This window comes from Pontiella sp. (genome assembly GCF_041622395.1).
In the GTDB taxonomy this organism is placed as follows: Bacteria; Verrucomicrobiota; Kiritimatiellia; order Kiritimatiellales; family Pontiellaceae; genus Pontiella.
This window is the reverse complement of the sequence record NZ_JBFJYW010000290.1, coordinates 1-4,760: the sequence shown is the minus strand read 5'-3', so window position 1 is coordinate 4,760 and position 4,760 is coordinate 1. Positions and strand designations below refer to the sequence as shown.

At 63.6% G+C, this 4,760-nt stretch carries 3 protein-coding genes; 1 reads left to right on the top strand and 2 read right to left on the bottom strand.

Annotation, left to right across the window (positions count from 1 at the left end):
• Nucleotides 1-2,315: heparinase II/III family protein (locus ABYO54_RS14170; protein WP_372808900.1), on the top strand; the 2,315-nt coding region annotated here is incomplete at its 5' end.
• Between the two features lie 32 nt (nucleotides 2,316-2,347).
• On the opposite strand, the gene ABYO54_RS14165 is transcribed toward ABYO54_RS14170, so the two are convergent.
• Both ABYO54_RS14165 and ABYO54_RS14160 read right to left on the bottom strand, forming a co-directional pair.
• Nucleotides 2,348-3,691: a hypothetical protein gene (locus ABYO54_RS14165; protein WP_372808899.1), complete on the bottom strand. Its 1,344-nt coding sequence runs from the start codon at nucleotides 3,689-3,691 to the stop codon at nucleotides 2,348-2,350.
• 9 nt (nucleotides 3,692-3,700) lie between these two features.
• A partial coding sequence (locus ABYO54_RS14160; protein WP_372808898.1) for a hypothetical protein occupies nucleotides 3,701-4,760 on the bottom strand: 1,060 nt, incomplete at its 5' end.

Genomic DNA, 4,760 nt, shown 5'->3' with positions numbered 1-4,760 from the left:
GGCACGACGCGATCGTGCAAAAGACCACCACGGTCGACTGGGCAACGGCGGCCTTTACCCGCCTGCGGGAACGGATCGATCCGTTGGTGGCCCAAACCGCCGCCGACCCGCAATGGGCGACGTCCCGGATGGCCATGAACTGGGACACCCACTACACGCAGGCGATCACCGAACAATCCCGAACGATCGGCGGCAAAGGCCGCGCGCCCGTCCCGACGCCCCGCTTTGCCGGCGCGCGCGATTGGAAGACGGACTACACCCGCCAAAAGTCGATCGATCAGCTGAGGCCCTTCAACGACCAAGACGGACTGATCCTGCTGATCAACGAAAAAACCGGCAAAGAGGAGTGGGTCCACCCCTCGGTGACGGGCCACGCGATCGAACGCATCAACGGCGAGATGATGGAGCTCGCCGCCGAGGCCGCCTTCCTCTACTGGGTGACCGGCGAGCAGCGCTATGCCGAGTTCGCCGCGCCGATTCTCTGGACCTACATGCACGGGCTCTCCTACTGCAAACCGCCCGAGATCCTGGACCAGGACGGCGGGCCGGCGCGCATCATCGGCACCTCGTCGTACGAAGTGATCCACGACGGCATCGTGCAGAGCATCGCCATCGCCTACGACTTCCTGCACGACTATATCCAGGCCCGCGACGACATCGACGGCGCGGTCATTGAAAAGGGCATCAAGCGGTTTGCCGACCGCATCATTGCCGGCGGCGGGCGCACCGGGAACTGGAACCTGCACCAGGCGAAGAAAATCGCCTATGCCGGGCTGGTGCTCGGGCCGGACGACGCATACGAAGACGGCAAAGGGCGGCCGTACTATATCGACGTCGTTCTCAACGCCGACCTGCCGGGCCAATGGGGGCTGACGCACGTCATGCGCGAGGGCTATGACCGGCAAACGGCCATCTGGCCCGAAGCCCCCGGCTATGCCTTCGACACCACGGCCAACATCGTTGAAATCGCCTCGCTCCTGTCGACCGATTCCAACGGCCGCAAAGCCCTTGAAAACCCGCTCTTGAAGCGCGCCGTACTCGGCCAGCTGAAACAGACCTACCCCACCGGACACTCGCACGGCATGGGCGACACGAGCTATGCCCGCATCGAAACCCGTGCGCTGGAATTGATGCTCAGCTGGGCGATCGGCCAGGGCGACACCGCTTCGGCGCAGCGCTATTCCGCCGCCCTGCAGGCCGAGATGGCCGCCGGCCACTACGACCGCAAGGCGCAAAGCGGCCTGCTGGCGCTGACCCGCTATGCCGAGCAGCTCCCCGCCGCGAACCCGGCGGCCTTGCACAAGACGCCAACCTACTTCGCCGAGCCGATCAATCTGGCGATGATGCAGAACCTGCCGGAAAACGGGGACGTCCGCCACGCGCTCGGCGCGGCGATGTTCGGCACCAAGGGCGGCCACATGCACGCCAACGGATTGGCCGTTGAACTCTATGGCGCCGGCTACGTGCTCGGCATCGACTCCGGCCGGGGCAGCAGCTATTGGCAGCCCGACCACAACGAATACTATTCCAAGGCCCCGGCGCACAACACCGTCATCGTCAACGGAACCTCCTCCTACGCCCGGCACGGCAACGGCACGATCGCCATGACCATCGAGGCCGTCGAACCCGCCTTCGACCAACCGGCGAACGATCCGCGGCTGACCTATCTCACCGCCGGCTTCGAATACGAAAAGCCCGCCGCCACCCAGCGGCGCACTCTGGCGCTGGTCCGCATCGACGACGCCACCGCATTCTACTTCGACGTCTTCCGTTCGAAGCTCAACAAAGCCGATTCGGGCGAGTATCACGACTGGCTCTACCACGGCATGGCCGACGCCATGGAACTGGACGCGCTCAAACTCAAATCCAGTTCGGAACTGACCTCCCAAAAAGGCAACCAGAAGGGCTACGACTATTTCACGAACGAGGCCTCCGCCCAAACGGCCTCCGCCCTGCACGCCCGCTTCCCCTTGAAGGTCGGAACAGACGCGGTCGCGATGGACCTTTGGATGGTCGGCAACGAAGATCGCACCGTCTTCGCGGTCGAAGCCCCCGCCAACCGCGGAGCCCGGCACTATCTCGCGGAACGATATTGGGATCGCCCGATGCCGACCCTGGTGGTGCGCCAAAAAGGCGAAGCGTGGGCGCGCCCCTTTGTCGCGGTCTACGAACCCTCGCTCCAGGCCGAGGGCCCCCGAATCCGCGCGGTAAAATCCGCGGGCCCAAACCGCTGGTTGGTTTGCGGCGACGACTGGTCCGCCACGCTGGCGCTCGATGGCGCCGAGCTCAGCCTGGAGATCCGGGACAGCCAATAGGCCCCTGTTGGCCCACGGCGCGGGACCGCGCGCTATTCCTTCACCAAATCGCTTTGGATGACCGGCATGCCCGTTTCGTTGATGAGCGCGATGCCGGACGCCATCTCGGCCAGGATGGGCGTGGACATTTCGGCATGCATGGGCATGCCGTAGCCGAGCAGGATCGGCAGGCGCGGCGCAGGTCCCTCCGCCTCCCAGCGCGTGAGTTTGACGCGGTGGTTGCTGCCGCAAATCGTGGCCAGCGCATGAACGGCGTAGTCCGAGCCCGCCCCCGCCCACTCGAACTCCACGTCGGCGTTGCTGCCGCGCCAGAGATAGAGCAGCGGACCGTGCACGGTGTCGCCCCGGCAGTCGCGCGTCTTGATCTTGCCGAAAATGAGCAGATAGGCGCGCTCGCATCCGAGCGCGGTGCAGCCGTGCAGCTCGGTCATCTCATCCCCCTCGCCCGGGCCGATGATCTCGAAGCCCGCGCGGGTGTTGACGGCGGTGCAGTTGATCAGCGTGGTCTTGCCGGTCTTTTGCTTGCGCGGCCCGCCTTCGCTATAGGTCCGGAAGCCGTCTTCGGTCAGGCATTTGCGGTAGCCGGGCGTGAACGCGAAGCGCCCGTCGCGGTTTTCATAGACCGACTTAAAGCCGACCTCGAACGCGGGGCCCTGCGCATCGCGCAGCATATCGGAGGTTGCGCGGGTGATGCCCTCGGCATAGCAATCCTCCAGCACGGTGTTGCGCGCGCCCTGGACATAGAAGCAATGGCCGAACGCGCGGCTGATCACCTTGCAGCGCTTCAGCGTACAGTGGTCGCCTCCGATCATGAGGCCGCTCTGCTTTTTGAGCTTCACCAAGGCCCCGCCGCCCTTGCCGAGCAGGTCGCCATAGCCGAAGGGCGAAGAGCCATGCATGAACAGGCGGACGCCTTCCAGCGTATTGTCGTCGCCCCACAGCGTGAGCGCGTTGCCGTTCATGCCCTGCTGCGGCCCGACATAGCGGATCGTCAGCCCCTTGATGAGGTTGCCGCGGCCGGAGACGAACAGCAGGCGGTGATAGCCAAATTGCGGGAGGTGGTCGTAGATGGAGGTGTCGACTTCCAGCGTCACGCCGTCGAGGTTGTAGACGTTGTTGTTGCCGCCGAACGTCAGCACCGGAACGGGCGGGCGACCGCCTTTGCTTCGGTCCACGTCCTTGCCTACGGCGGCCAAGCGTTGCGGCGTCAGGTACTCCTTTGCCGAATAGGTTCCCGGCTTCATCGTGATTTCGTTGCCGTCCTGCGCCGCGAGCTTCATCAACTCGTCCAAGCTGGAAACCGAGTGTGCTTCCGCAAAGCCGTGCTGCAACAACAGGCCGGCGCCAATGAGTGTTACCATCCATTTATTAACCATGATATCCCCTTATTTGTCCCCGGCCACGATCACGCCGCCGACCAACTGCCGCGCCTTGATCAAGGCCTCCGCCCGGACTTCGTATTCGGCGGGATAGAGCACCTTGGCATCGGGCGCGATGCCGGAGGTATCGCGCGAGCGGGCAATCAGTTCTTTGGCAAAGGCGGCATCCTTTTGCTCCTGTGCGGAGCCGGAAGCCATCAGGCGCTCGGCTTTTTCAAGCACCAGATCCTGCTGCATGGTAAAGACGGCCTTCATGGTCGCGACGGGGTCGGTATCGAGCGAGGAGCGGTCCACGCCGCCGAGCAGCATTTCCGCCGTCAGCAGGTTCTGGAAATTGTAGGCGTAGTTGAACGGGAAGATAAAGTGCGGGGAGGCCTTGGTGGTCGGCGGCCACTGCCCGTCGGAGTTGTAGGAGTTGGTGAGGTGGAACCAGACCGCTTCCAGCACATCGGGCGCGAGGGTGTCTTCGACGTCCTTGAGCTTTTCGCGGACCAGCGCCTGCCACGGGCGCAGCAGCTTTGCCATCGGCGTGCCCGACCAGTTGGAGGCCTGCCCGCCGTGCCACGACATATTGTCGTTGAAATTGATTTTGTCTTCGAGGGCCGGCAGCTCGTTGCAGGCGGAGTCGAAGGTGGTGAATTCCCCGAGTTCGCGCACGGCTTCGACCAGGGCGACCAGCTTTTCTTCGGCATCGGGCATGGCCTCGAAGATGGCATCCGGATCGTTGCAGTATTTCAGGTTGTACCACGCGTTGGTGCCGACGTACTCCGCGTCGTCGGCATAGATCAGCATCGCCCCCTCTTCTTCGCCGGGATTCTGGGCGGAGAATTTTTTGATCAGCTCCACATAGTTGTCCAGCGAGTGGCCGGGGTGGCTCATGAAGTAGCGGACGCCGAAGACCGCGATGCGGTCGGTTCTTAAAAACACGCGCAGGGTGTCCGGCGCCATGCCTTCGAGGTTTTTGAACGGGAAGTGCAGCGCCTTTTCGGTGCCGGGCAGGTCGTATTTGAAATCGAAGTTGTAGAACTGCGAGTTGTCGATTTTTTCGACGTCGTAAATTTCCGGG

Coding starts and splice junctions, on each gene's coding strand:
- ABYO54_RS14165 (WP_372808899.1), bottom strand. CDS start 3,691: ATGGTTAATAAATGGATGGTAACACTCATTGGCGCCGGCCTGTTGTTG.